This window comes from Streptomyces sp. NPDC002467 (assembly GCF_042889825.1).
Lineage (GTDB): Bacteria > Actinomycetota > Actinomycetes > Streptomycetales > Streptomycetaceae > Streptomyces.
Genome location: NZ_JBIARJ010000001.1, coordinates 174,687 through 197,311, shown reverse-complemented (window position 1 = coordinate 197,311; position 22,625 = coordinate 174,687). Strand labels below are relative to the sequence as shown.

Below are 22,625 nucleotides of genomic sequence, written 5' to 3'. Positions count from 1 at the left end.
TCCGCAGGACGGTCCTAGGCTGGCGCCATGCGGATGATCGTCCGGGGCGCCCGGCTGCTGCACACAGATGGCCTGTCCGACGTCGAGGTCGGGGAGGACGGCCGCATCGCGCGGGTGGTTCCGTACGACGACCAGAAGGAACCGCCCGCCACGGGCATCCTCGTCGAGGCCCGCGGCTGCCTCCTCTCCGCCCCCTTCGTCGAGCCGCACATCCACCTCGACACCGCCCTGACGGCAGGCGAACCCCGCCCCAACGCCTCCGGCACCCTCTGGGAGGGCATCGCCCGCTGGAGCGAGCGCAAGCAGAACCTGACCCGTGAGGACGTGATCGCGCGGGCCACAGAGGTGCTGCGCTGGCAGGCGGCCAACGGCGTGCTCCACGTACGCACCCACTGCGACATCACCGACCCCTCCCTCACCGCGCTCGACGCGCTGCTCGAAGTGCGCGACCGGGTCCGTGACCTCATGACCCTGCAGATCGTGGCGTTCCCGCAGGAGGGCATCGTCTCCTTCCCGGACGGCGAGGCCCTGCTGCGCGAGGCGGTCTCACGCGGCGCGGACGTGGTCGGCGCGATCCCGCACTTCGAGGACACCCGCGAGGACGGCGTGGCCTCCCTGCGGACGGCGTTCGCCATCGCCGAGGAGCACGGGCTGCGCGTGGACGCGCACTGCGACGAGATCGACGACGAGCAGTCCCGGTTCGTGGAGGTGCTGGCCACCCTCGCGCTGCGTTCGGGCCTGCGAGAACGCGCCACCGCCTCCCACACCACGGCCATGGGCTCCTACAGCGGCGCCTACAGCTTCAAACTCCAGCGCCTGCTGGCCCGTTCCGGCATCAACCTGGTCTCCAACCCCTTCGCCAACCTCAATCTCCAGGGCCGCTTCGACGCCTACCCCAAGCGTCGCGGCCTCACCCAGGTCAAGGAGATGCTGGCGGCCGGGGTCAACGTGGCCTTCGGCCACGACGACGTCATGGACCCGTGGAACGCGCTCGGCACCGCCAACCCGCTCCAGACCGCCCTCGTCGGCCTGTACGCCGCCCAGCTCACCGGGGCGGATGAAGTCCCGGTCGCCTTCTCGATGGTGACGGACCGTGCGGCCCGCGTACTGGGCCTGTCGGAGGCCGAGTACGGCATCACCGCCGGAGCCCCCGCCTCCTTCGTCCTGCTCCCGGCCCCCTCCCCCGAGGAAGCGGTACGCCGCCAGGTCCGCCCCCGGTACGTGGTCTCGCGCGGCACCGTCCTCGCCGAGACCCCGCCCGCGCCCACCCGTCTCAACTGGCCGGGAGAACCCCCGTCGGAGGTCGACTTCAGCCGCCGCCCACGCTGACGCCCCGCGACCGCGTACGTCGCGTACGTCGCGGGCGGCGCGGCGGGGCGCGGCATGGCCGACCCGACGGACCGCGTCGGATAGCGTGCCCGCATGTCGTGGGACGAGGACGGAACGCCGCACCCGCTCGCACTGCGCCGCACCGGCCGCAGCGAACTGGACCCGGACCGGCTCCCCGAGATGCGGGAGCTGGAGGTGCTCGGCTGGGAGCCCGCGCCGGAGGAACTGCGCTGGGTGTTCCTCCCGTACGTGTGGCCCCCGGCCGCCCGGACCTGGATCCCCGACCGGTCCACGCACTGGGCGGTGGAGACCTCCCTGGACGGCCACGGCCACATCACCGGCGTCGAGGCCGCTCCGCTCCCCGAGGCCGACCTGCACGAACTCGACGCCGAGACCGACGCGGCCGTGGCCGCCCTCGGCCTGCCGCCCCGACCCGGCGGCCGGCTCTGGCTGCTGCGCCCGGTCGGCCCCTTCGGCACCCTCGACGAACTCCTCGGTCGGCTCGACGCACTGGCCGCCGAACGCGGGGTGGACGCCCGGACCGCCTCGCCGGAGTTCATGACCCTGGTACGGGCGGAACTGGAAGCCCTCGCCTAGGGAGCGGACTGGTTCGCAGGGACCTGGAGGCTCCCGTAGCGCTCCATCCGCTGCCAGTGCAGACGTGATCCCGCGACCGCGGTGAACACCGACTGGATGACGACCAGGTACATCAGCTGGCGGTAGACGAACTGCTGGAGCGGCAGGCTCCACAGCGGCCCGGGCCGTTCTCCGTCGAGGCGGAAGGCGTACAGGGCCATCAGGGTCTGGAGCAGCAGGAAGGCGCACCACAGGCCGACGATGCGGACCGGGTCGAGGAAGACCAGGCCGAAGACGGCGAAGACGTCCACGACGGGCGCGAGCAGCGGTAGCAGCACCTGGAACATCAGCAGGTAGAGCAGCCCGCGCCGGCCCAGCTTCCCGGCCTGCCCGCGCTGGGTGAGGGCGTCACGGTGCTTCCACATGGCCTGCAGGGTGCCGTAGCACCAGCGGTAGCGCTGCTTCCACAGGGCGCCGAGCGTGGCGGGAGCCTCGGTCCAGGCGATGGCCCGCTCCTCGTACACCACCCGCCAGCCGTCCCGGCACAGCGCCATCGTGAGGTCGGTGTCCTCGGCGAGGGTGATGTCGCTGAGCCCGCCGACGCGCAGCAGGGCCTCGCGGCGGAACGCGCCGACCGCGCCGGGCACGGTGGGCATGCATTCGGCGAGGTCGAAGAGGCGCCGGTCGAGGTTGAAGCCGACGACGTACTCGATGTGCTGCCAGCGTCCGAGCAGGCCGCCCCGGTTGACCACCTTCGCGTTGCCGGAGACGGCCCCGACCCGGCGGTTGGCGAAGGGCTGGACGATCATGCGGACGGCGTCCGGCTCGAAGACGGTGTCGCCGTCCACCATGACGACCAGGTTGCACGAGGCGGCGGCTATGCCGGTGTTGAGCGCGGCGGGCTTACCGGCGTTCTGTTGACGGATGACCCTCACGCCCCGCAGGTTCAGGGCCTCGACGATGTCGGCGGTGCCGTCGGTGGAGCCGTCGTCCACGACGATGACCTCCACCTGGTGGTCCTGGGCGAGCAGCGAGCGGACGGCCGCCTCGATGCCGGCGCTCTCGTTGTAGGCGGGGACGATGACGCTGACCGGCTCGGTGACCGGCCTGCCCCACGGCCTGCGCCGCATACGGACATGACGGCGCGCGGCGACGAACACGGCGATCGCCCGCAGCACGCTGATGGCGCCGGCCGCCCACAGCAGCCAGCCGAGCAGGTCGAGCACCCAGCCGCTGGCGCGCAATGCGTTGATCAGCGCCATTCCCTGCCATTCGTCGGCGGTCGAGGCGGGCTTCACGGGGGAGGGGAGGCCGACGGATTCGCTCACCGTGGTGAAGCGGAAGCCCGACTTCTTGAGGTCGGGCAAGAGCTGTTCCAGTGCCGCGACGGTCTGCGAGCGGTCGCCGCCCGCGTCGTGCATCAGGAGGATCTGGCCGTCGGTTCCCTTGGGAGTGGAGTTGGCGATGATCTTCTCGATGCCCGGGCGGCGCCAGTCCTCGCTGTCCTGTGTGGTGAGGACGGTGAGGTAGCCCTTCTGCCCGGCCTGCACGACGGTCTCCCAGTCGGCGTCGGTCAGCGCCTCGTTGGTGGAGGAGTACGGAGGCCGCAGCAAGGGGGTGGTGACGCCGGCGGCTCCGGCGATGGCGAGCTGGCTCTCGCGCAGCTCCAGCGAGCGCCGCCACGCGGAGGCCGCGCCGAGGTCGGTGTGGGTGAAGGTGTGGACGCCGATCTGGTGGCCCTCGTCGACGATCCGCCGGGCCAACTCCGGATGGGCGGACACCTGGGTGCCGACGGTGAAGAAGGTCGCGTGCACCTGGTTGCGGCGCAGCACGTCCAGGATCCTCGGGGTCCAGACGGGGTCGGGGCCGTCGTCGAAGGTCAGGGCGATCGTGCGGGGCCCGGGACCGGCCACGCGCCCGGCGGCGCCCTCGACGACCGGGCCGCCGGAGCGGATCTGCTCCGGCACGGCCGCCGACGAACCGGTCTCGCGGGCCGCCCCGTCGGGGGTGCTGTCGAACATGTGCTGGGCATAGCCCTGGAGCAGCAGGGCCGCCGAGAGGGTGAGGACGAGGGCGGTCAGCAGCAGCCAGTGGGTGCGCAGGGGGACGTTGCGCACCGTGCTGTGCCGCCCGCGGGGGAGGCGGCGGCGCCGGTTGTTCGACACGGGAGGGGTGCTTCCTGGCTGGGGTAGGGGATCCGGCGGGGGCTACGGCTTGGCGGTGGGCTTGCCGCCGCCCTGACCCGGCGGGGCCGTCGGCCTGCCGTGGCCGTTCGAGCCGGGGATCGGCGCGGGCCCGGTCGGGGCCGTGGTGGGTCTCGTGGTGGGGGCGGTACCGGATCCGTTCCCGGGCGCGGGTTTGTCGGGGGTCGGGGGCGCGGGGACCTGGGAGGCGGCCGCGGCCGGGGTGGCCGAGCGGCGCGGTGCGGCGGAGGCGGACGGTTGGGGCTCGGCGGCGGGCGCCTTGCTCGGGGCGGCGTCCACACCGCGGGGGGCGGGCAGGAACGGCGAGCGGAGCGCCGGCCCGCCGAACAACGAGCTGAGTACGAGGACCACGTACGCGACCGCGGGCACGACGAGCAGCCACCCCAGCCGGCGGACCCTGCGCTGGCGACGGCCCGAGGAGTCCACGAAGACGGGGCTCGCCTCGGCCGGCTCCGCCGCGTTCGGGGAGCCCACGGTGATCCGTGGAAGCTCCAGCGTGTCGTGGTCCGTGTAACCCGGCTGTGGTCGCATCGGTGGGGTCTGCCTCTACGGGGTGTGGCCGTTGGCCGGGTCGTCGTTGCGGTGCTGGGGCTGCGTCGGGGAGGCGTCCGGCTTGTCGCTCGGGCGGGGGCCGGTGGTGTGGGCCGGCACCGGGTCCTCGGGCCGCTTGGTCGCTTCCGGCTTGCCGCCCTTGCCGCCCCTGTCGCTCTTCTCGGGCTTCGGGGAGGAGCCGCGCTTCCCGTCCGTGGGTTGCGGTTCCGGGGATTCGTCGGGCGTCCCCGCCTGGCCGCCGCCCAGGGCCGGCGCGCAGTACCCCGCGACGGCGGCGGGCCCTCCGGCCGCGGCGACCAGCGGGGCGAACCGGCGCTCGGCCAGCAAATCGGCGGGCTTGCGCAGGCTGGGCGCGCTGTCCGCGGCGTAGGCACGGCAGAGCTCGGCGAGATCGGCGGGCAGCGCCTCCGCCGCGTCGGCGAGCGTCCCCGCGGTCGGCTCCGCGCGCTTGGGGACGGGCTTGGAGGTGATCGGAGCGGGGGCGCTGCTCACGGGCTTGCCGCCCAGGGCGGCGGGCAGATGGCCCGTTCCGGCGGCGACGGCGACACCGCCGAGGGTGGCCGCCGCCACGGCGCCCACGAGCATCGCGGGGGTGCGCATCCTCCGCTTGCGGCGGGCGACAGAAGCCACCGCATGGGATGAAACGGGTGTGAGACGGGCAGAGCGGAACGCCGCCATGGCGGCCTGCTCGCCGGGCAGTTCACCGCCGCCCACGGGAGCGGACGTGGCGGGAGCGGATACGGCGGCGAGCAGTTCGGCGAGGGCGGCGTGACCGGGTGCGGCGCCGGCCCCCGCGCCGGCGAGCAGTCGCTCGGCCGTGTCGCGGTCGATCCGGCGGGATCGGTTGGTGCTCATCTCGCATCCTTCAGCGTCGGAGACGTCGTCGGTGTCACTCCTGGGGCGAAACCGCCTTCGAGCGGCTGCTGAGCGCCGCCCGGTTCCGCTTCCCGCTGTTTCCGCTGTTCGAGCAGGCCGGCCAGCTTGCGAAGGCCCCGATGCGCGGCCGTGCGCACCGCCCCGGCGCGCTTGCCGAGCACCCGCGCCGCGCTCTCCGCATCCAGGTCCATGACCACGCGCAGCAGCACGGCCTCGCCCTGGTCGCGGGGCAGCCGGGCTATGAGCGCGAGCGCGTCGTCGGTGGCGACGCCGGCCAGCGCGCTCGACTCGGTGTCCTCGGGGGCCCGCCGGTCGAGCAGGTACTCGACGGGCAGATCGGCCACGGGACGCCGCTTCCGCCGACGCAGCAGGTCGAGCGCCCGGTTGCGGGCGATCGCGGTCACCCAGCCGCGGAACCCGTCGAAGTCCCCGTGGAACGTCCCCAGGTCACGGGCGACCTGCAACCAGGTCTCGGAGGCGGCGTCCTCGGCCTCCTCCCCGACCAGCACGGTCAGATAGCGCAGCAGCCCCGGCTGCACCTGCCGGAAGAGTGCCCGGAAGGCCGCCTCGTCCCCCTGTTGAGCCGCTCTGACCTCCCGGGACATGTCTCCCGGGCGTCCTGCCTCGTTGTCGGCTCCGCCGAACTCCTCCGCACTGTGCACGCGGGACATGATGCGTCAGATGAATCCGGCAGTTCATCCGAAGGGCCGGATATCACCTGATGTTCGCGCGAGGAAGCACGGTGCCGGGCCCTGGCCAAATCCCGCCCGCTTGAGCAAGGATCACGTCCGCACCACGCCACGCACGTTCTTCCGGCACATCACGCCCTCAACAGGAGGATGTTCATGCCTCGCCGTATACCCAGCGGCCTGATCGCCGCGGCCACCGCCACCGTGGCGCTCGCCCTGGCCGCACCCGCCTCGGCGTCCGCGTCCGTCCAGGACGCATCCCTCCCCCAGGGCCGCGTCTTCATGGTGAACCCCGTCCAGTCCTCCGGCGACCAGACGCTCGCCGACGCCAAGGACTTCGCCACCGCGGTGCCCGCTTCCGCTTACGTCACGACAGCCCTGCGCAACCTCGACGCGAGCGGCGGGCTCTCGGGCAAGTGGGTCCGCGTCAGGTCGGAGACCGGCGCGTCCGCGAAGGTCGCGGACGCGGCCTCGTACGACCGCCACGACGACCAGTTCGAGCAGGTCATGGCCTACTTCTGGGTCAACGAGGCGCAGGAGTACCTCCAGGGGCTGGGCTTCGGCTCGGAGCTTCCCGGGGCCAACGACCGCGCGCAGCCGGTCCGTATCAACCAGTACGGAGCGGACAACTCCTTCTTCACGGACAAGAAGGACGAGATCCGCTTCGGCAAGGGCGGCGTCGACGACGCCGAGGACGCCGAGGTGATCGTGCACGAGTACGGCCACGCCGTCCACGAGGCCCAGGTCCCCGGCTTCGGCGGCTCCCCGGAGGCCGGCGCGATCGGCGAGGCCTTCGGCGACTACCTGGCCGTCGAGGTCGGCGCCAACGCGGACGCCCGCTACGGCTGGCCCCGCAAGACGGACCTGGCGTGCGTCGCCGACTGGGACTCGGTCCCCTACAGCGACGCCCCGCACTGCCTGCGCCGGATCGACGGCTCCAAGGTCTACGCGGACCGGGTGGGCGAGGTCCACGCGGACGGCGAGATCTGGTCGCGCGCGCTCTTCGACATCAGGGGCGCGCTCGGGGCCCGAACCGCCGACCGGATCATCGTGAACGCCCAGTTCGGCTTCGCGCCGGACACGAGCTTCACGGACGCGGCCCTGAAGACGGTCGCCACGGCCGAGCGCATGTACGGCAAGGGCGCGGCGGATTCGGTCCGCGCGGCGTTCAAGGCGCGCCAGATTCCCGGAGTCTGACGGTCGCTCACCATCGCGCACTCGGCCCCGGGGTCCAACCGGCCCCGGGGCCAAGCGGAATGTTCCGTTTTTGACCGTTGAGCGGACGTCGGAGTCCTCTCAACGGACAACAACAGGTCAAATTCTTGTTGCATACCTGTCAATCCCTCGTCCCTTCCTGGCAATGTCGCAGCCGCCCCCACGGCAACGAAGGAGAACGAGTGACCCACCACATGTCCTCTACCCCCACCTCCAACAACCGGACCCGCGTGCTGCGCACCGCCGCCCTCGTAGGGTCCGCGGCGATGGTCGCGCTCGCCGTCCAGAGCGGCCCCGCCAACGCCGCCGCCGAGCGCGAGGCCGGAGCCACCGCCCTCACGCAGTCCGACTCCGCACGCGCCCAGGCGATCTCGGCCGCGCAGGGCGAAGCGGCCGGCACCGCGCGCGCCATCGGCCTCACCGACGAGGAGCGCCTCGTCGCCCGCGACGTGGTCAAGGACGCGGACGGCACGGTCCACACCCGCTACGAGCGCACCTACGCCGGCCTGCCCGTCCTCGGCGGCGACCTGGTCGTCCACCAGAAGAAGGACGGCAGCCGCAAGACCACCAAGAGCACCGAGGCCCGAATAGCCCCCGCCGCCGCCCGCTCCCTGAAGGCCGCGCCCGCCGGTGCCCGCCAGGTGGTCTGGGCCGCGACCGGCACCCCCGTCTTCGCCTACGAGGCCGTGATCAAGGGCACCCAGCCCGACGGCACCCCGAGCGAGCGCCACGTCATCACCGACGCCGCCACGGGCGCCGAGCTCTGGGCGTACGAGGCCATCGACAGCGGCACCGGCACCAGCGCCTACTCCGGCACGGTGACCATCGGCACCACCCAGAACGGCTCGTCGTACGACCTGACCGACTCGGCCCGCGGCGGCCACAAGACGTACGACCTGAACGGCGGCACCTCCGGCACCGGCAGCCTCTTCACGGACGCCGACGACAAGTGGGGCGACGGCACCCCGTCCAACCGTCAGACCGCCGCCGTCGACGCCCAGTACGGCGCGGCCGTGACCTGGGACTTCTACAAGTCGGAGCTCGGCCGCAACGGCATCGCCGGCGACGGCAAGGCCGCGTACTCCCGCGTCCACTACGGCAACGCGTACGTCAACGCCTTCTGGGACGACAACTGCTTCTGCATGACGTACGGCGACGGCGCGGGCAACTCCAAGCCGCTGACCTCGCTGGACGTCGCCGGCCACGAGATGAGCCACGGCCTGACCGCCGCCACCGCCAAGCTGAACTACAGCCGCGAGTCCGGCGGCCTCAACGAGGCCACCAGCGACATCTTCGGCACCTCGGTGGAGTTCTTCGCGAACAACCCCTCCGACATCGGCGACTACCTCATCGGCGAGAAGATCGACATCCGCGGCAACGGCACCCCGCTGCGCTACATGGACAAGCCCAGCAAGGACGGCGCCTCCGCCGACTACTGGTCGAAGACCGTCGGCCGGCTCGACGTCCACAACTCCTCGGGCGTCGCCAACCACTTCTTCTACCTGCTCTCCGAGGGCAGCGGGGCGAAGACGATCAACGGCGTGTCCTACAACTCCCCGACCTACGACGGCTCCACCGTCACCGGCATCGGGCGGACCAAGGCCTACAAGATCTGGTACAAGGCGCTGTCGACCTACATGACGTCGACCACCAACTACGCGGGCGCCCGCACGGCGACCCTCCAGGCGACGGCCGACCTCTACGGCACGACCGGCACCGAATACCAGCAGGTGGCGGCGGCCTGGAAGGCCGTCAACGTCAAGTGACGCCCTGACCCACGACGACCCCCGCGCCCGGCGGCGACTCCGCCCCGGGCGCGGGGGTCGTCGATCAAGACCGGAAACGCCAATCAGGGGCCTGATCCACTTTCGCGGATCAGGCCCCTGACCTGGTCTTACTCTGTCGGGGTGGCGGGATTTGAACCCACGACCTCTTCGTCCCGAACGAAGCGCGCTGCCAAGCTGCGCTACACCCCGATCGCCGCCTTGCAGCGTGTGCTGTCCTGGCGACATCGATTACTTTAGCGGACCCGCGGCCTGAGACGAAATCCGGTTTTCATCGGCCGGGCGCGGGGCGAGCGGGGACCCCGGCCGGTAGCGGTCCGCCGCGACCAGGGCGAGGCCGAGGGCGTAGAACAAGAGGCCCAGGACCAGCGCGTTCAGGGCCACGCGGGCGTAGCCGTACTGGGCCACGTCGATGAAGGGGTACGTGTACCGGGCCTTCGCGCCGGGGGCCAGTAGGGCGCCGCGGATCAGCGCGAAGGTCACGTACGCGAGCGGGTACGCCAACCACTGGAGGGCGTGGCGCGGGCGCAGGGTGCCCGGGGCGGTGAGGAGGAGGAAGTCCAGGACCGCGCCGGCGGGGGTGACCGTGTGCAGGAGCTGGTTGGCGACGGCCTTCGCCCCGGTCAGCTCGTTCAGCTCCGCCAGCACGTTGAAGGGGCTCGACGCGTTCGCGAGGACCAGGTGGAAGACCAGCCCGGTGATCAGGATGAAGAGCAGGACGCCGCCCCGGTGGAGGGGGGCGACGTCCGGGCGGCGCCGCCAGGCGCGGACGGCCGAGAGCGAGAAGACGACCGCGACCGCGATGTTCGTCCAGATGGTGAAGAAGCTCAGGACGACGGGGACGCTGCCGTGCGTGAGCTCGATGGCGACCCCCACCACGGCCGCGGCGGCGATCAGGGCGCGGAAGACCGCCTGGACGACGTACGTCGGTGAGGTCATCGCATCAACGTACCGGGGGAGGGGTGAGGAACCCTTACGCCTTGGGGGTGAGCGTCAGCAGTGTCGCCTCCGGCGGGCACGCGAAGCGCACGGGGGTGAACCGGTTGGTGCCGCAGCCCGCCGAGACGTGCAGGTACGAGCGCTGCCCGTCCGCGTCGTAGGTGGACAGGCCCTTCACCCGCTTGGTGTCCAGATCGCAGTTGGTGACCAGCGCCCCGTAGAACGGGATGCACAGCTGCCCGCCGTGCGTGTGGCCGGCGAGGATCAGCGGGTAGCGGTCGGCCGTGAAGGCTTCGAGGACGCGCAGGTAGGGGGCGTGCACCACGGCGACCGAGAAGTCGGCGTCGGTTTCCGGGCCGCCCGCGACCCGCTCGTACCGGTCGCGCTTGATGTGCGGGTCGTCCAGACCGGTGAAGGCCAGCTCCATGCCGTCCAGCTTCAGCCGAGCCCGGGTGTTGGTGAGGTTCATCCACCCGGCCGCGTCGAAGGCGTCCCGCATCTCCTCCCACGGGTTGTGGACGGCGCCGACGACCGGCTTGTTGCCGTTCAGCCCGTGCCGGCCCTGGGCCTTCTCGATCAGGTAGCGCCCGGGATTGCGCAGCCGGGGCCCGTAGTAGTCGTTCGACCCGAAGACGTACACGCCGGGGAAGGACATCAGCGGACCGAGGGCGTCGAGCACCTCGGGGATGCCCTCGGTGTCGGAGAGGTTGTCGCCGGTGTTCACGACGAAGTCCGGGCGCAACCCGGCCAGCGACTGCAGCCAGGCGCGCTTCTTGCGCTGCCCGCGGACCATGTGGATGTCCGAGACCTGCAGTATGCGCAGTGGGCGCATCCCCTGCGGGAGGACCGGGACCGTCACCCGGCGCAGGCGGAACGACCGCGCCTCGAAACCGGCGGCGTAGGCCACACCCGCGGCCCCGACCGCAGCGATTCCGGCAGCCGCCTTCAGGGGTACTCCGTAACGCGCACGCATGGGGCCATCGTCGCAGACGCGGAAAACGGGTGGGCGCCACCGCCCCCGTACCTGGCAGACTCATTGCATGACCACGCTCAAGGCCAAGCTCCAGGAAGACCTCACGACCGCCATCAGGGAGCGGAACGAGCTGCACTCGTCCACCCTGCGACTGACCCTCTCCGCCATCACCAACCAGGAGGTCGCGGGCAAGGAAGCCCGTGTGCTCTCCGACGAGGAAGTCCTCAAGGTGATCGCCAAGGAGGCGAAGAAGCGCCGCGAGGCCGCCGAGGCCTTCGCGCAGGGCGGCCGGGCCGAGCAGGCCGCGCGCGAGACCGCGGAGGGCGAGTTCCTCGACACCTACCTGCCCAAGCAGCTGGGTGACGACGAGCTCGACGCGATCGTGGCGCAGGCCGTCGAGGAGGCCAAGGCCGCGGGCGCCGAGGGGCCGCGCGCCATGGGCGCCGTCATGAAGATCGTGAACCCGAAGGTCGCGGGTCTCGCGGAGGGCGGGCGTGTCGCCGCCGCCGTGAAGAAGCACCTGTCCTAGTCGTACGAAAAGGGGAGGGCCCCCGCCGCATCCGACTCCGGATCCGGCGGGGGCCCTCCCCTTTTCCGTACTGTCGCGCGCCGCCTAGTCGCGGCCGCCGATGACGCCCGGCGGGAGCGTGATCCCGCCCAGCGGGTCGGTGCCGCCCGGGCCGCCGCCGGCTCCGGCGGCCGTCGCCCCGCCCGGCTGTCCCTCGCCGGGCTTGTTGTCGCCGCGGCCGGGCTTGCCCGGCCTGTTCGGCTTGCCCGTGCTGGGCTTGCTGCCGCCGACCACGGGGCTCGACGTGTCGGGGATGTTGACCGAGACGAAGCTCTGGGCCTCACGGCCGGAGAGAGCGCCCGAGACCGCCTGCTTCCAGATCGGGCCGGGCAGGCCACCGCCGAAGACCTTGTCGTAGTACTGGCCGCCGATGGTGATGTTCTCCATCGACACCTGCTTGGTGCCGCCGGAGCCGACCCATGTCGCGCCGGACATGTTCGGGGTGTAGCCGACGAACCAGGCGTTGTAGCGGTTCTCGGTGGTACCGGTCTTGCCCGCGCTCTGCCGGTCGGTCAGACCCGCCTGCTGGCCGGTACCGGAGTCGACCACGCCGAGCAGCAGCGAGTTGATGGTGTCGGCGGTCCTCTCGCTCATCGCGCGGTCGCACTTGGACTTGGGGACCGTCAGCGCCTTGCCGTGCGCGTCGGTGATCGACTCGATGGCGACCGGGGTGCAGTACACGCCCCGGTTGGCGAAGGTGGCGTACGCGTTGGCCATGGTCAGCGGGGACATGCCCTCGGTGCCGAGCGCGATGGACGGGACCTCGGGGAGCTTGGCGCCGTTGGCCGGGACCACGCCCATCTTGGTGGCCATGTCGGTGACGGGGCACACGCCGACCTCGGAGATCATCTCCACGAAGTAGGTGTTGACCGACTTGGCCATCGCCTCCTTCATCCCGTACGGGCCGACCTCGGACTCGCTCTCGTTCTCCACCCGCTCCTTGTTGGTGTTGACCCAGGGCTTGTCACCGCAGGTCTGCACCGGGCTCGGGTAGTACATGTCGTACGGGGACTGGTACGTCTTGGTCGGCGCCACCCCACGCTCTATGGCGGCCGCCGCGACGATGGCCTTGAAGGTCGAACCGGTCGGGAAGCCGAAGTTCGAGCCGCTCATCTTCTTGTCCACCGAGAAGTTGATCGTGGTCTCGTTCTTGGCGAAGCCGTACGGCTTGGACTGTCCCATGGCGAGGACGCGCCCGGTGCCGGGCTGGACGAGGGTGACGGCCGTCGCGACCTTGTCGTCCTGGTCCACGTGGTCCTTGATGGACTCGTTGACCGAGTCCTGCGACTGCGGGTCGAGGGTCGTACGGACCGTCAGGCCGCCCTGGTTCCAGACCTTCGCGCGCTCTTCGCGGGTCTTCCCGAAGGCGGCGTTGTCGAGGAAGAAGCTCTTCACGTAGTCGCAGAAGAACCCGGCGCCCTTGGCCGCGGTGATGCAGCCGTTCTTCGGCCTGGTCACCTTCAGCGCGACCGGCTTCGCCTTCGCCGCGTCCGCCTCCGCCTGGGAGATGTCCTTGATGTCGGCCATCCGCTGGAGGACGAGGTTGCGGCGCTTGGTCGCCTCGGTCACGTCGTTCACGGGGTCGAACCGGCTCGGCGACTGGACGACGCCCGCGAGCAGCGCGGACTCCTCCAGGGTCAGGTCCTTGGCCGGCTTGCTGAAGTAGCGCTGGGCCGCGGATTCGATGCCGTAGGCCTGCTGGCCGAAGAAGGTGATGTTGAGGTAGTTCTCGAGGATCTTCTTCTTCCCGAGTTCCTCCTCGACCTGGATCGAGTACTTCAGCTCGCGGATCTTGCGCCCGAGGCTCTTCTCCTGCGCCTCGCGCACCTTGGTCTCGTCGTCGCCGGCCTCTTCGACGAACACGTTCTTCACGTACTGCTGGGTGAGCGTCGAGGCGCCCTGTGCCGCGCCGCCCTCCTGGGCGTTGCGGTTGACCGCGCGCAGGATGCCCTTGAGGTCGATCGCACCGTGCTCGTAGAAACGCGAGTCCTCGATGGCGACGATCGCCTTCTGCATGTACGGGGAGATCGCCGTGAGCGGGACGACCTGCCGGTCGCGCGAATAGACGGTGGCGATCAAGCCACCTTCGGCGTCCAGGATCGTGGTCCGCTGGCTCAGCGGCGGCGTCTTGAGATTGGCCGGGATCTCGTCGAATCCCTCTACCGTGCCCTTGGCCGCGAGCCCCAGGGCCCCCGCCGCCGGAATCGCCATGCCGGCCAGCACAACTCCGGAGAGGACGGACACACCGAGGAACTTGGCGGCCTGCTGGCTCCCCGTGAGCCCGCCGCCCGAGCGCTTCTTTCCCATGGGGGGCAGCCTACGTTCTGATTCGCCGGACACACGCGAATGCCTTGGCCTAAGCTGACCCCAACTGTCACAGCAGTCCGGCGGGACATCAACCCCTCGGCTTGATTTTCACCCTTCCCGAATGGGGTGGACTCATGTCCGAATCCCGCTCCCTACCGTGACTGCGCCTTCGCGATGCCCCGCCGATTTCATCCGAATCGCCGGAATGGTCGGGCATGTCGCCGGATCACTCCGTCGGGTGATCTGCCGCTTACCCATAGTCCGTTCGGACCATTCAAGATTGGGCCCGTCGGGGGTGTTGCACTGTGCTCGCCTTCCGTAACGTCCTCAACTGGCAGCGGTGAATATGCCGCTACCGCCGTGGGGGAGCCTCGATTCGGGAGAGGACGGCGCCGGGATGGGCTGGGTTACCGACTGGAGTGCGCAGGCAGCCTGCCGCACTACCGATCCGGATGAACTGTTCGTTCAAGGAGCGGCACAGAACAGGGCCAAGGCGGTGTGTACCGGATGTCCGGTGCGGACCGAGTGCCTGGCCGATGCGCTCGACAATCGCGTCGAATTCGGCGTGTGGGGCGGAATGACCGAGCGGGAACGACGTGCGCTGCTGCGCCGGCGTCCCACCGTCACCTCGTGGCGACGGCTGCTCGAAACCGCCCGCACGGAGTACGAGCGCAGCACGGGCATCCTCACCATGGATGCAGACGCGGAGATCGACGTTCCGTACGAGACGTACGCGGCAGCCGGGTAGACCACACGGCCACCACGTCGTACGAACGCCTACGCTCCGGCCGGTACCCCGGCCGCGAGTCGCTCTCCGATGGCCCGCAGCCCGGCGAGGTCGTGCACATCGCCGGGCAGGGCGGCCACTTCGGCCACCGCCACTTCGGGGTGCAGTGAGGTGAAGCGATCGCGTGTGCGCTGCTCACGCGCGATCACCTGCATCCTCTCCGCGTGCAGGCGCAGCAGTCCTGCGGTGATGCCGTCCACGACGGCCGAACCGTCGGACGGGTGGGACACGTGGGTCGGATCGCCGTTGTCGGTTTCGGGGGAGCCGTCGTCGGCCGGGTCACGAAGTCCAGCTTTCCCGGACTCCTGATCGACAATGCCGCCGTCTTCAAGATTCTCCGCGGCGGCCAACGCCCGTTCCGCGGACAGCTGGTCGGCACCACTGCCGTGCACCCGGTTCAGGACGAGACCGGCCAGCGGCATCTTCTCCGCGGCCAGCCGCTCCACGAAGTACGCGGCCTCGCGCAGGGCGTCCGGTTCGGGCGCGGCGACCACGAGGAAGGCCGTACCGGGAGCCTGCAACAGCCGGAAGGTCGCGTCCGCGCGGGTCCGGAAGCCGCCGAACATCGTGTCCATGGCGGCCACGAAGGTCTGCACGTCCTTCAGCAGCGAGGCGCCCATCAGCTTGCTCAGGGTGCCCGTCATGATCGACATGCCGACGTTGAGGAACTTCATCCCCGCCCGGCCGCCCACCTTCGCCGGCGCCATCAGCACCCGGATGAACTTCCCGTCCAGGAAGGACCCGAGGCGCTTCGGCGCGTCGAGGAAGTCCAGCGCCGACCGGCTCGGCGGGGTGTCCACGATGATCAGGTCCCAGTCGTCCCGGGCCCGCAGCTGCCCCAGCTTCTCCATCGCCATGTACTCCTGCGTGCCCGCGAAGCCGGCCGACAGGGACTGGTAGAAGGGATTGGCGAGGATGGCCCGGGCCCGCTCGCCGTCCGCGTGCGCCTCGACGATCTCGTCGAAGGTCCGCTTCATGTCCAGCATCATGGCGTGCAGCCCGCCGCCGTCGGCGCCCACGCCGCCGACCTCGCGCGGGGTGTTGTCCAGCGAGTCGATCCCCATCGACTGCGCGAGCCGCCGCGCCGGGTCGATGGTCAGCACGACCGCCTTCCGCCCGCGCTCGGCCGCCCGTACGCCGAGCGCCGCGGCCGTCGTGGTCTTGCCGACCCCGCCCGCGCCGCAGCACACGATGATCCGCGTCCCCCGGTCGTCGAGCAGTCCGTCGACCTCCAGTCGCGGCGGAGAGTCCAGCGCCACCGTGTCCACCCCCTCGCTCATTCGCCCACCGACTGCTTGCGCAGTTCCTTGGCCAGCTCGTACAGCCCCGCCAGGTCCATCCCCGCGCCGAGCAGCGGGAGTTCGTACGTCGGCATGCCCAGGTCCCCCAGTACGACGCGCTGCTCGCGCTCCAGCTCCACCCGGCTCGCGTGCTCGGCGGCCTGCGTGAGCAGCGGCTCCACCAGCCGCTCGGCGAGCCCGCCGCGGCGCGCGCCGCCGAGCCCCGCGCGGGACAGCGCCCGGGCGACCCCGGCGCGATGGTCCTCGGCGGCGGAGCGCAGGGTGTCCTCGTCCAGATGGTGCGGGCGCACCATGTTCACGACGACGCGCCCGACGGGGAGCCCGGCCGCGCGCAGTTCCTCGATCCCGTCCGCGGTCTCCTGGACGGGCATCTCCTCCAGCAGGGTGACCAGGTGGACGGCCGTCTCGGGGGACTTGAGCACCTTCATGACGGCCTGCGCCTGGTTGTGGATGGGCCCGAACCGGGCCAGGCCCGCCACCTCGTCGTTGACGTTCAGGAAGCGGGTGATCCGCCCGGTCGGCGGCGCGTCCATGACCACGTGGTCGTAGACGAACCGGCCGGCCCGGTCCTTGCGCCGCACCGCCTCGCAGGCCTTGCCCGTCAGGAGCACGTCGCGCAGCCCGGGGGCGATGGTCGTGGCGAAGTCGATGGCGCCGAGCTTCTTGAGCGCGCGGCCGGCCGAGCCGAGCTTGTAGAACATCTGGAGGTAGTCCAGCAGTGCCCGTTCGGCGTCGATGGCGAGGGCGAAGACCTCGCCGCTGCCGCCGGGCGCCACCGCGATCTTGCGCTCCTCGTAGGGGAGCGCCTCCGTCCCGAAGAGCTGTGCGATGCCCTGCCTGCCCTCGACCTCCACGAGAAGAGTCCGCTTGCCCTCGCGTGCGAGGGCGAGCGCGAGTGCCGCGGCGACCGTGGTCTTGCCGGTGCCGCCCTTGCCGCTGACCACCTGGAGCCTGCTCACAGCGTCCGAGCCTAATTCCTTCGCCCCGGACCGCAGGCACTACCCTCGCTCCCATGACCAAGAAGTTCGAATACGCGACGGTCCCGCTGCTGGTCCACGCCACCAAGCAGATCCTGGACACCTGGGGCGAGGACGGCTGGGAGCTCGTCCAGGTCGTGCCCGGGCCGAACAACCCCGAGCAGCTCGTGGCCTACCTCAAGCGGGAGAAGGCATGAGCGCCGTAGAAGCCAGGCTGGCCGAGCTCGGCCTCACCCTCCCCGAGGTCGTCCCGCCGCTGGCCGCGTACCAGCCGGCCGTCCGGTCGGGCGCGTACGTCTTCACCGCGGGCCAGCTCCCGATGGTCAAGGGCAGCATGCCGATCACCGGCAAGGTCGGCGCCGAGGTCTCGGCGGAGCAGGCCAAGGAGCTCGCCGCCACGTGCGCGCTGAACGCACTGGCCGCCGTCAAGTCGGTCATCGGTGACCTCGACAAGATCGCGCGCGTCGTGAAGGTCGTCGGCTTCGTCGCCTCGGCCCCCGACTTCACCGCCCAGCCGGGCGTGCTGAACGGTGCGAGCGAGCTGCTGGGCGCCGTCCTCGGCGAGAAGGGCGTGCACGCCCGCAGCGCCGTCGGTGTGGCGGTCCTGCCGCTGGACGCGCCGGTCGAGGTCGAGATCCAGGTCGAACTGGTCCCCGGAGCCTGACCCCCTCCGGGGAGGGCCCTCCGCTCCGGCGAGGCTGGAAGATCCAGCCTCGCCGGCGTTTGAGGCGCGGGCGCGGAGCGCCGTGCAGTGACCGGCACCGGTCGAATGACGGCAGCGAAATCAAGCCCCTCCGGCGTTTGAGGAGCGGGGTACGGGGTGGAGCCCCGGAGGCCCTCGAACATCGGGCCGGATGGTCGTAGCATCCCGCCATGCCGAATCAGCAGCAGGCGCAGCCCACCCCGCCCCCCGCCGGAGGCCAGTGGTACCCCCCTGAGTGGCCCGACCGCATCCGCGCGCTCGCGGACGGTTTGCTCGTCCCGGTGGAACCGAAGCGCGCCGCCACCGTCATGCTGCTGCGCGACACCCCCGCCGGTCCCACCGTGCACATGCTGCGCAGGCGGGCCTCCATGGCCTTCGCCGGAGGCGCGTACGCCTATCCCGGCGGCGGGGTCGACCCCCGCGACGAGGAGCACCAGGTCGGCTGGGCCGGGCCCAGCCGGGCCGAATGGGCCGAGCGGCTCGGCACGGACACCCGTACCGCCCAGGCCATCGTCTGCGGAGCCGTACGGGAGACCTTCGAGGAGGCCGGCGTCCTGCTCGCCGGGTTGAGCGAGGACACCGTCGTCGGCGACACCACCGGCGACGACTGGGAGGCCGACCGCGAGGCCCTCGTGGCGCGGGAGCTGTCCTTCGCCGAGTTCCTCGACCGCCGTGGCCTGCGGCTCCGCTCCGACCTGCTCGGGGCGTGGGCGCGCTGGATCACCCCGGAGTTCGAGCAGCGCCGCTACGACACCTGGTTCTTCGTCGCCGCCCTCCCGGAGGGCCAGCGCACCCGCAACGCCTCCACCGAGGCCGACCGGACCGTCTGGATCCGCCCGGCCGACGCGGCCGCCGGATACGACAAGGGCGAGCTGCTGATGATGCCGCCCACCATCTCCACCCTGCGCTCCCTGGAGCCGTACGGGAGCGCCGCGGACGCCCTCGCGGCGGCCGGCGGCAAGGACCTCGGCCCGGTGCTGGCGCGGGCCTCGATGGAGGACGGCGAGCTGGTCCTGAGCTGGCCGGGCCACGACGAGTTCACCAAGCGCGTCGGCCTCGGTCCCGCCGACCGACCCGCGGACGGTCCCGCCGATCGCCCCGCCGACCGCCCCGGGAGCACCGGATGACCGCCGCCGGCGCGCTGCCCGGACAGCCTCGCGGAGTGGTCTCCTCCGGGCCCGCGACCGCCCGTGCCGTGAACGTCCTGGCCCCCAACGCCTCCGCGATGACCCTGGACGGCACCAACACCTGGCTGCTGTCCGAGCCCGACTCCGACCTGGCCGTGGTCATCGACCCGGGCCCACTGGACGACGGGCACCTGCGCGCCGTCATGGCCGCCGCCGAGCAGGCGGGCAAGCGGATCGCCCTCACCCTGCTCACGCACGGCCACCCCGACCACGCCGAGGGCGCCGGCCGCTTCGCCGAGCTCACCGGCACCAAGGTCCGCGCGCTGGACCCGGCGCTGCGCCTCGGCGACGAGGGCCTCGCGGCCGGGGACGTGATCCGCACCGGCGGGCTGGAGCTGCGCGTGGTCCCGACCCCCGGGCACACCAGCGATTCGCTCTGCTTCCACCTGCCGGCCGACCGGGCGGTGCTGACCGGCGACACGGTCCTCGGCCGAGGCACGACGGTCGTCGCCCATCCCGACGGCCGTCTGGGTGACTACCTGGACTCGCTGCGCCGTCTGCGCTCGCTCACCGTCGACGACGGCGTGCACACCGTCCTGCCGGGTCACGGGCCGGTGCTGGAGGACGCGCAGGGCGCCGTCGAGTTCTACCTGGCCCACCGGGCGCACCGGCTCGCGCAGGTCGAGACCGCGGTCGAGAACGGCTTCGTCACCCCCGACGCCGTGGTCCGCCACGTCTACGCGGACGTGGACCGCTCCCTGTGGCCGGCGGCGGAATGGTCGGTCCGGGCGCAGTTGGAGTACCTCCAGGAGCACGGCCTGATCCCCGGCGGCCCGGAGCTCTAGGTCTCCAAGGGCCCTCGGGGGCTCTTGGTGCCGTGCCGGGCCGCGTACTCGTCCGCGAGCCACGGCCCGAGGTCCTCGACGTACGAGCGCGGCACCGCCGGGTCGTCGACCGGATCCAGTGCCACGGCGGCCGCGGCCCGCATCTGCGCCGCGCGCTCGGGGTAGTACAGGCCGAAGATCTCCGCGGACTCGGCGAGATCGCTGGTCCAGCCGCCCCATCGGGGCATGACCAGGGTGAATCCGGTGCGTACGAGACGCCGTGCGAAGGACCGGCTCAGCTTCCGGTACTCCTGTGGGGTGGACGCGGCCCGGGTCCTGGCGCGCCAGTCGGGCAGCAGCTCGGCCAGGTCGCCGTTGGTCTCGCGGGCGAGCAGGCCGTCCGGCCGGTAGCGCGGCAGGTGCTCGGCCAGGTCCGCGCCGAGAAGCGGGGTGCACAGGCAGGCGAGGAACCAGCCGAGGTCGAATCGTTCCGCCTCGTCGAGCACCCGGTCCTTGCCGTGGAGCAGGACGTAGACCCCGTCGATCTCCGCGAAGTCCTCGTCGAGACCGCGGGCCAGCACCTCGGTGGTGTCGCGGTCCTCGTGCGCGGGCTCGTGGTGCAGGACGAGCAGCAGGTCGAGGCCCGAGCGCCCGGGGCGGGCCGTCCCGCGCGGCAGGGACCCGAACAGGTAGGCGCTGTGCAGCCGGCGCCCGTACGCCTCGGTGATGCGCTCGCGGGCGGCCGCGACGACGTCCCTGAACCCGTCCTGCACCTGTCCGAGCGACCCCTCGCGCTCGAAGAAGCCGTACGCGTCCACGCCTCTGCGCTCCATACGGCCACTGTGCACGTCCCCCCGTCGGGGGGCCCGGAGCGGAGCCCCGGCGACGGCGCCGCGTCTCGACGCACGAAGGGCCCCGCCCGAGGTACGGGCGGGGCCCTTCACGAAGCCGAGGGCGTCAGCGGGAACGCTTCGCGAGGCGCTCCACGTCCAGCAGGATCACCGCGCGCGCCTCCAGCCGCAGCCAGCCGCGGCCCGCGAAGTCGGCCAGGGCCTTGTTCACGGTCTCGCGCGACGCGCCGACGAGCTGGGCCAGCTCCTCCTGCGTGAGGTCGTGCACGACGTGGATGCCCTCTTCGGACTGGACGCCGAAGCGGCGCGACAGGTCCAGGAGGGCCCGCGCCACACGGCCGGGAACGTCGGAGAAGACCAGGTCGGACATCTGGTCGTTGGTCTTGCGCAGGCGGCGGGCGACGGCGCGCAGCAGCGCGGTCGCGACCTCGGGCCGGGCGTTGAGCCAGGGCTGGAGGTCGCCGTGGCCGAGGCCGAGCAGCTTGACCTCGGTCAGCGCGGTGGCGGTGGCGGTGCGCGGGCCCGGGTCGAAGAGCGACAGCTCGCCGATCAGCTCGCCGGGGCCGAGGACGGCCAGCATGTTCTCGCGGCCGTCGGGGGAGGTGCGGTGGAGCTTCACCTTGCCCTCGGTCACGACATACAGCCGGTCGCCGGGGTCGCCCTCGTGGAACAGGGCGTCGCCGCGTGCGAGGGTCACCTCGCCCATCGAGGCGCGGAGCTCCGCGGCCTGCTCGTCATCGAGCGCCGCGAAGAGCGGGGCGCGCCGCAGAACGTCGTCCACGAGTCTCTCTCCTATGTCGACCAGCTCAGGGGACCGGTCCCCCATTTTGCCGGACGGCTCAAACAGTGCGATCAATCACTACCAAGGATGCCGGACGCAGGCGCGTGCTGTGCGGTGGGAGACCAATCGGGGTGGTGTTACCTGAGGTCCGGGCGGGTGTCGGCGCCCGGCCTTAGGCTGGCCGGGTGTCCAATAAGCCGGTGAGAGCACAGGCCAAGGGGTCCTCAGGAGTGACGGCGCCCCAAAATTCAGCCGTGGGCGAACAAGCCCTCGGGAAGGTGTCCGCGGGGGCCCGACCCGCCCCCGAGGGCAAAGGTTCGGCCAAGAAAGCGCCGAAGCTGCCGAAGCCGTCGCAGCCGCCGAAGCCGAGGGCCGCCGCGAAGCCGGAATCGCACCTCGCCATGGTGCGCAGGGCCCGCCGCATCAACCGCGAGCTGGCCGAGGTCTATCCGTACGCCCATCCGGAGCTCGACTTCCGCAATCCCTTCGAGCTGCTGGTCGCGACGGTGCTGTCGGCCCAGACCACCGACCTGCGGGTGAACCAGACGACCCCGGCCCTGTTCGCCGCCTACCCGACCCCCGAGGACATGGCCGCGGCCGTTCCGGAGGATCTGGAGGAGATCATCCGGCCGACCGGGTTCTTCCGGGCCAAGGCCAGGTCCCTGCTCGGCCTGTCGCAGGCGCTGCGGGACGACTTCGGCGGGGAGGTCCCGGGCCGGATCGAGGACCTGGTGACCCTGCCCGGAGTGGGCCGCAAGACGGCGAACGTGGTGCTCGGCAACGCGTTCGGCGTCCCGGGGATCACCGTCGACACCCACTTCGGCCGGCTCGTGCGCCGCTGGAAGTGGACCGAGCAGGAGGATCCGGAGAAGGTCGAGGCGGAGATCTGCGCGATCTTCCCGAAGAGCGAGTGGACGATGCTCTCGCACCGGGTCGTCTTCCACGGCCGCCGGATCTGCCATTCGCGCAAGCCCGCCTGCGGCGCGTGCCCGATCGCCCCCCTCTGCCCGGCGTACGGGGAGGGGGAGACCGACCCGGAGAAGGCGAAGAAGCTGCTCAAGTACGAGAAGGGCGGCCAACCGGGCCAGCGCCTGACCCCGCCCGCGGACTACCCGGGCCTCCCGGCCCCGGCACAGTCCGGCTCAGCCTCGGCGAAATCCAGCCCCTCCGGCGTTTGAGGAGCGGGGTCCGGGGCGGAGCCCCGGCAACGGCGCCGCGGCCGTAGGAACGAATCAGCACCCGGATCGCGTTTGGCGGTGTGG

The 22,625-nt window shown here is 71.6% G+C and carries 22 protein-coding genes and 1 tRNA gene; 11 read left to right on the top strand and 12 right to left on the bottom strand.

Annotation, left to right across the window (positions count from 1 at the left end):
* Positions 1-27 precede the first annotated feature (27 nt).
* Together codA and ACFYYJ_RS00915 are read left to right on the top strand one after the other, a co-directional pair.
* A complete protein-coding gene (gene codA / locus ACFYYJ_RS00920; RefSeq protein WP_389127556.1) occupies positions 28-1,329 on the top strand; it encodes a cytosine deaminase in 1,302 nt (433 codons plus the stop codon).
* Between the two features lie 93 nt (positions 1,330-1,422).
* Entirely contained in the window at positions 1,423-1,926 is a 504-nt protein-coding gene (locus ACFYYJ_RS00915) for a DUF5956 family protein (protein WP_385364464.1), read from the top strand.
* Here the strand turns inward: ACFYYJ_RS00915 and ACFYYJ_RS00910 are convergent.
* The 4 genes from ACFYYJ_RS00910 to ACFYYJ_RS00895 are packed head-to-tail and all read right to left on the bottom strand — an operon-like array spanning position 1,923 to position 6,208.
* On the bottom strand, positions 1,923-4,070 hold the full coding sequence (locus ACFYYJ_RS00910) for a bifunctional polysaccharide deacetylase/glycosyltransferase family 2 protein (RefSeq protein WP_389127554.1): 2,148 nt from the start codon (positions 4,068-4,070) through the stop codon (positions 1,923-1,925). The two genes, ACFYYJ_RS00915 and ACFYYJ_RS00910, sit on opposite strands and share 4 nt — an antisense overlap.
* 42 nt (positions 4,071-4,112) lie before the next feature.
* On the bottom strand, positions 4,113-4,640 hold the full coding sequence (locus tag ACFYYJ_RS00905; RefSeq protein WP_389127552.1) for a hypothetical protein: 528 nt from the start codon (positions 4,638-4,640) through the stop codon (positions 4,113-4,115).
* 15 nt (positions 4,641-4,655) lie between these two features.
* Complete coding sequence (locus ACFYYJ_RS00900; protein ID WP_389127550.1) at positions 4,656-5,516, bottom strand: hypothetical protein; 861 nt, start codon at positions 5,514-5,516, stop codon at positions 4,656-4,658.
* Complete coding sequence (locus tag ACFYYJ_RS00895; protein WP_385126351.1) at positions 5,513-6,208, bottom strand: RNA polymerase sigma factor; 696 nt, start codon at positions 6,206-6,208, stop codon at positions 5,513-5,515. The genes ACFYYJ_RS00900 and ACFYYJ_RS00895 overlap by 4 nt, the downstream gene beginning before the upstream one ends.
* A 174-nt stretch (positions 6,209-6,382) precedes the next feature.
* Here ACFYYJ_RS00895 and ACFYYJ_RS00890 point away from each other — a divergent pair, with 174 nt between their 5' ends.
* A complete protein-coding gene (locus ACFYYJ_RS00890) occupies positions 6,383-7,423 on the top strand; it encodes a M4 family metallopeptidase (RefSeq protein ID WP_389127548.1) in 1,041 nt (346 codons plus the stop codon).
* 212 nt (positions 7,424-7,635) lie between these two features.
* Positions 7,636-9,207 carry a M4 family metallopeptidase gene (locus ACFYYJ_RS00885; protein WP_389128042.1) on the top strand — a complete coding sequence of 524 codons (1,572 nt, stop codon included), beginning with the start codon at positions 7,636-7,638 and terminating at the stop codon, positions 9,205-9,207.
* A 136-nt stretch (positions 9,208-9,343) separates the two neighbouring features.
* On the opposite strand, the gene ACFYYJ_RS00880 is transcribed toward ACFYYJ_RS00885, so the two are convergent.
* The 3 genes from ACFYYJ_RS00880 to ACFYYJ_RS00870 form a co-directional block, all read right to left on the bottom strand.
* A tRNA-Pro gene (locus tag ACFYYJ_RS00880) sits at positions 9,344-9,417 on the bottom strand.
* 39 nt (positions 9,418-9,456) lie between these two features.
* Positions 9,457-10,164 carry a Pr6Pr family membrane protein gene (locus tag ACFYYJ_RS00875; RefSeq protein ID WP_385126355.1) on the bottom strand — a complete coding sequence of 236 codons (708 nt, stop codon included), beginning with the start codon at positions 10,162-10,164 and terminating at the stop codon, positions 9,457-9,459.
* A gap of 34 nt (positions 10,165-10,198) precedes the next feature.
* Entirely contained in the window at positions 10,199-11,137 is a 939-nt protein-coding gene (locus ACFYYJ_RS00870; protein WP_385367000.1) for a metallophosphoesterase, read from the bottom strand.
* Positions 11,138-11,204: 67 nt separating this feature from the next.
* Here ACFYYJ_RS00870 and ACFYYJ_RS00865 point away from each other — a divergent pair, with 67 nt between their 5' ends.
* Positions 11,205-11,666, top strand: a complete 462-nt coding sequence (locus tag ACFYYJ_RS00865) for a GatB/YqeY domain-containing protein (protein ID WP_384596514.1) — start codon at positions 11,205-11,207, stop codon at positions 11,664-11,666.
* An 84-nt stretch (positions 11,667-11,750) separates the two neighbouring features.
* On the opposite strand, the gene ACFYYJ_RS00860 is transcribed toward ACFYYJ_RS00865, so the two are convergent.
* Positions 11,751-14,012, bottom strand: a complete 2,262-nt coding sequence (locus tag ACFYYJ_RS00860; RefSeq protein ID WP_385365007.1) for a transglycosylase domain-containing protein — start codon at positions 14,010-14,012, stop codon at positions 11,751-11,753.
* A 397-nt stretch (positions 14,013-14,409) separates the two neighbouring features.
* Between ACFYYJ_RS00860 and ACFYYJ_RS00855 the strand changes: the two genes are divergently transcribed.
* Positions 14,410-14,760: a WhiB family transcriptional regulator gene (locus tag ACFYYJ_RS00855; RefSeq protein ID WP_030648100.1), complete on the top strand. Its 351-nt coding sequence runs from the start codon at positions 14,410-14,412 to the stop codon at positions 14,758-14,760.
* 29 nt (positions 14,761-14,789) lie between these two features.
* Here the strand turns inward: ACFYYJ_RS00855 and ACFYYJ_RS00850 are convergent, their stop codons facing one another.
* Entirely contained in the window at positions 14,790-16,079 is a 1,290-nt protein-coding gene (locus ACFYYJ_RS00850; RefSeq protein ID WP_385126359.1) for an ArsA family ATPase, read from the bottom strand.
* The gene (locus tag ACFYYJ_RS00845; RefSeq protein ID WP_385126361.1) at positions 16,076-17,059 is read right to left on the bottom strand and encodes an ArsA family ATPase; all 984 of its coding nucleotides are present in this window, start codon (positions 17,057-17,059) and stop codon (positions 16,076-16,078) included. Before ACFYYJ_RS00845 ends, ACFYYJ_RS00850 begins: the two co-directional genes overlap by 4 nt.
* Before the next feature lie 53 nt (positions 17,060-17,112).
* On the opposite strand from ACFYYJ_RS00845, the gene ACFYYJ_RS00840 reads away from it, so the two are divergent.
* From ACFYYJ_RS00840 to ACFYYJ_RS00825, 4 genes are all read left to right on the top strand, one after another.
* Complete coding sequence (locus ACFYYJ_RS00840) at positions 17,113-17,274, top strand: DUF4177 domain-containing protein (RefSeq protein ID WP_007264966.1); 162 nt, start codon at positions 17,113-17,115, stop codon at positions 17,272-17,274.
* Complete coding sequence (locus tag ACFYYJ_RS00835; protein WP_385126362.1) at positions 17,271-17,741, top strand: RidA family protein; 471 nt, start codon at positions 17,271-17,273, stop codon at positions 17,739-17,741. Before ACFYYJ_RS00840 ends, ACFYYJ_RS00835 begins: the two co-directional genes overlap by 4 nt.
* Before the next feature lie 209 nt (positions 17,742-17,950).
* Positions 17,951-18,907: an NUDIX hydrolase gene (locus ACFYYJ_RS00830; RefSeq protein ID WP_385126363.1), complete on the top strand. Its 957-nt coding sequence runs from the start codon at positions 17,951-17,953 to the stop codon at positions 18,905-18,907.
* On the top strand, positions 18,904-19,752 hold the full coding sequence (locus ACFYYJ_RS00825) for an MBL fold metallo-hydrolase (RefSeq protein ID WP_385126364.1): 849 nt from the start codon (positions 18,904-18,906) through the stop codon (positions 19,750-19,752). The genes ACFYYJ_RS00830 and ACFYYJ_RS00825 overlap by 4 nt, the downstream gene beginning before the upstream one ends.
* Here ACFYYJ_RS00825 and ACFYYJ_RS00820 read toward each other — a convergent pair.
* On the bottom strand, positions 19,749-20,564 hold the full coding sequence (locus tag ACFYYJ_RS00820) for a nucleotidyltransferase (protein WP_389127543.1): 816 nt from the start codon (positions 20,562-20,564) through the stop codon (positions 19,749-19,751). The genes ACFYYJ_RS00825 and ACFYYJ_RS00820 overlap by 4 nt on opposite strands.
* A 124-nt stretch (positions 20,565-20,688) precedes the next feature.
* Positions 20,689-21,363 carry a Crp/Fnr family transcriptional regulator gene (locus ACFYYJ_RS00815; RefSeq protein WP_003981529.1) on the bottom strand — a complete coding sequence of 225 codons (675 nt, stop codon included), beginning with the start codon at positions 21,361-21,363 and terminating at the stop codon, positions 20,689-20,691.
* A 338-nt stretch (positions 21,364-21,701) separates the two neighbouring features.
* On the opposite strand from ACFYYJ_RS00815, the gene nth reads away from it, so the two are divergent.
* Complete coding sequence (nth, locus tag ACFYYJ_RS00810; protein ID WP_385126410.1) at positions 21,702-22,541, top strand: endonuclease III; 840 nt, start codon at positions 21,702-21,704, stop codon at positions 22,539-22,541.
* Positions 22,542-22,625 lie beyond the last annotated feature (84 nt).